The organism is Streptomyces sp. NPDC058964, from assembly GCF_042741275.1.
In the GTDB taxonomy this organism is placed as follows: domain Bacteria; phylum Actinomycetota; class Actinomycetes; order Streptomycetales; family Streptomycetaceae; genus Streptomyces.
In genome coordinates, this window is sequence record NZ_JBHYKH010000537.1 from 1 (window position 1) to 3,316 (window position 3,316).

Sequence of the window (3,316 nt, forward strand, 5' to 3'; positions counted from 1 at the left end):
GCGGGGCGGGGGGTCCGGGGCCCCGCGCGCCCCCCGCCCGCGGGGGGGGGGGGGGGGGGGGGGGGGGCGCCCCCCCCCCCCCCCCCGCCCCGTCCTTCGGCGGCAGTTCACCGAACTCCTTCAGCGCATGGGTGAGCCACTGCGTCCAGAAGGTCTCCAGATCGATGCCCGCCCGCAGGACGAGGTGGCGCAGCCGGTCCTGCGCACTGTCCCTGCCCGGCGGGAAGTCCCGCCGCTCGATCTCCTCGTACTCGGCCAACTGGTGCCGGTGCAGGTCGAGATGGCGCCGCAGGTCGGACTCGAGACCCGCCGTGCCGACGACCGCCGCGGCGCGCAGCCGCAGCAGCAGGACGTCGCGCTGCGGTTTCGGGTCCTGGGACGCGGCGGTCCAGCGGGCCAGTTCGGCACGGCCCGCGGGCAGGACTTCGTAGCGCTTCTTCTGCCCACGGGCCGGCTGCTCGGCCGGCAGGGTGCGGATGTACCCCTCGGCCTCCAGCTTCCCCAGCTCGCGATAGATCTGCTGGTGCGTGGCCGACCAGAAGTAGCCGATCGACCGGTCGAACCGGCGGGTCAGCTCCAGCCCCGACGACGGCTTTTCGACCAGGGCGGTGAGGATCGCGTGCGGGAGTGACATGGCCTCATCCTAGGGACGCGGGACCCGGTGTCCCGATGTTCCTACAGCGCCGCCGCCAGCTCCGTGCCCTGCTTGATGGCGCGCTTGGCGTCCAGCTCGGCCGCCACGTCGGCGCCGCCGATGAGGTGCACGCTGCGCCCGGCTGCGACGAGCGTCTCGTAAAGGTCGCGGCGCGGCTCCTGGCCGGTGCACAGGACGATGGTGTCGACCTCCAGGACCGTGCTCTCGTCGCCCACGGTGACGTGCAGCCCCGCGTCGTCGATCCGGTCGTAGCGCACGCCCGGCACCATGGTGACGCCGCGGTGCTTGAGCTCGGTGCGGTGGATCCAGCCGGTGGTCTTGCCGAGGCCGGCGCCGACCTTGGTGGTCTTGCGCTGCAGGAGGTGGACGGTGCGCGGCGCGGCGGGCCGCTGCGGAGCGGCCAGGCCGCCGGGCGCCCGGTAGTCCGTGTCGACGCCCCAGTTGCGGAAGTACGTCGCCGGGTCCTCGCTCGCCTTGTCACCGCCGTCGGTGAGGTACTCGGCGACGTCGAAGCCGATGCCGCCGGCGCCGAGGATCGCGACCCGGTCGCCGACGGGCGCGCCGCCGCGCAGCACGTCGAGGTAGCCGACGACGCTGGGGTGGTCGACACCGGGGATGTCGGGGGTGCGCGGGGTGACGCCGGTGGCGACGACGACCTCGTCGTAGCCGGAGAGGTCCTCGGCCGAGACCCAGGTGCCGAGCCGGACGTCCACGCCGTGCCGGTCCAGCTGGTGGCGGAAGTAGCGCAGCGTCTCGTCGAACTCCTGCTTGCCGGGGACCTTGCGGGCCACGTTGAGCTGCCCGCCGATCTCGCTCGCGGCGTCGAACAGCGTCACCTCGTGGCCGCGTTCGGCCGCGTTCACCGCACAGGCCAGGCCGGCCGGGCCCGCGCCGACGACGGCGACGCGCTTGCGCAGCCGGGTGGGCGAGAGGACCAGCTCGGTCTCGTGACAGGCGCGCGGGTTGACCAGGCAGGAGGTGATCTTTCCGCTGAAGGTGTGGTCGAGGCAGGCCTGGTTGCAGCCGATGCAGGTGTTGATGGCCTCGGACCGGCCCTCGGCCGCCTTGTTGACGAAGTCGGGGTCGGCCAGCATCGGGCGGGCCATGGACACCATGTCCGCGCAGCCGTCCGCGAGGAGTTCCTCGGCGAGTTCGGGGGTGTTGATGCGGTTGGTGGTCACCAGCGGCACGGACACCTCGCCCATGAGCTTCTTGGTGACCCAGGTGTAGGCGCCGCGCGGGACGGAGGTGGCGATGGTGGGGATCCGGGCCTCGTGCCAGCCGATACCGGTGTTGATGATCGTGGCTCCGGCGGCCTCGACGGCCCTGGCGAGCGTGATCACCTCGTCAAGGGAGGAGCCGCCGGGGACCAGGTCCAGCATGGACAGCCGGTAGATGATGATGAAGTCCTCGCCGACCGCCTCGCGAACGCGCCGGACGATCTCCACCGGGAACCGCATCCGGTTCTCGTACGAGCCGCCCCAGCGGTCCGTGCGGTGGTTGGTCTGCGCGGCGATGAACTCGTTGATCAGATAGCCCTCGGAGCCCATGATCTCGACGCCGTCGTAGCCGGCCTGCCGGGCGAGTCGGGCGGCGCGGGCGTAGTCGTCGATCGTCCGCTCGACGTCGGCGTCGGTGAGCTCGCGCGGCGGGAAGGGGCTGATGGGCGCCTGGACGGGGCTCGGCGCGACCAGGTCCTGGTGGTAGGCGTACCGCCCGAAGTGCAGGATCTGCATCGCGATCCTGCCACCCTCGCGGTGCACCGCGGCGGTGATCTGGGTGTGCTGTTCGGCCTCCGCCTCGGTGGTGAGCTTGGCTCCGCCCTCGTACGGCCGCCCCTCGTCGTTCGGCGCGATGCCGCCGGTGACGATCAGCCCGACTCCCCCGCGCGCACGGGCGGCGTAGAACGCCGCCATCCGCTCGAACCCCCGCTCGGCCTCCTCCAGGCCGACGTGCATGGAGCCCATGAGCACGCGGTTGGGCAGTGTGGTGAAGCCCAGGTCGAGGGGGTTCAGCAGGTGCGGGTAACGGCTCATCTGGCCCTCCGTGCGCGGTGTCGTCGCCCTCTGTTGTAGAGGACGGCCGACACCTTTTGCAACTAGTTGCATAAACGGAGGGAGGTGAGCCCGGCCACTCCGCGGCAACAGGCGCGGTGCGACCGGGCCGGGGTCACCTGCTTTCGAGCAGGACGTGCAGCTCCTTCTCCTGGTCGCCGGAGGCCGAGGAGAGGTTGCGCACCGTGAAGAGGGAGTCCAGGGTCGTGCGGAGCCGGTCGATCGCCCAGTACCCGCCGTGCGCGTCGGCCTCGACGGTGGACGTGAGCCGCGCCGGGGTCGTGCACTCGTGCGCGTCCGTCACCTCGAACGTACCGAGCCAGACCATCGGCCGCGTCTCGTGGAGCTGCCGTGGCACGTCCTCGGCGCACCGGTCGGACTCGAAGCACGTGCACAGCACGTCGAACACGATCCGGGCGTCTTCCTTGCTGCATCCGCTGATCTCGACGGAGACGGACTCGTCGTGCATTCGCTCAGGGGCCATCGTGATCGCTCCTCTCATGGCGACGGGGCGGGTCCGGGGGGTTCCCGCCCACCCCGCCCACCACACACAGTAACACACACAAACCCTCTCCCCCCAACCAGCAACACACCCCCGGCAGGAGAC

2 protein-coding genes and 1 pseudogene are annotated in these 3,316 nt (G+C 71.5%); all 3 read right to left on the bottom strand.

Annotation, left to right across the window (positions count from 1 at the left end):
- Window positions 1–91 precede the first annotated feature (91 nt).
- A pseudogene (locus ACFW2E_RS39475) lies at window positions 92–634 on the bottom strand (PadR family transcriptional regulator); the annotation flags it as partial.
- A gap of 41 nt (window positions 635–675) precedes the next feature.
- Window positions 676–2,691, bottom strand: a complete 2,016-nt coding sequence (locus ACFW2E_RS39480; protein WP_384474687.1) for an FAD-dependent oxidoreductase — start codon at window positions 2,689–2,691, stop codon at window positions 676–678.
- A gap of 133 nt (window positions 2,692–2,824) precedes the next feature.
- Window positions 2,825–3,193: a hypothetical protein gene (locus ACFW2E_RS39485; protein ID WP_384474690.1), complete on the bottom strand. Its 369-nt coding sequence runs from the start codon at window positions 3,191–3,193 to the stop codon at window positions 2,825–2,827.
- Window positions 3,194–3,316 lie beyond the last annotated feature (123 nt).

Bases quoted from the DNA above. Each gene is read 5' to 3' on its own strand.
- ACFW2E_RS39480 (WP_384474687.1), bottom strand. From the start codon at position 2,691: ATGAGCCGTTACCCGCACCTGCTGAACCCCCTCGACCTGGGCTTCACC.
- ACFW2E_RS39485 (WP_384474690.1), bottom strand. From the start codon at position 3,193: ATGGCCCCTGAGCGAATGCACGACGAGTCCGTCTCCGTCGAGATCAGC.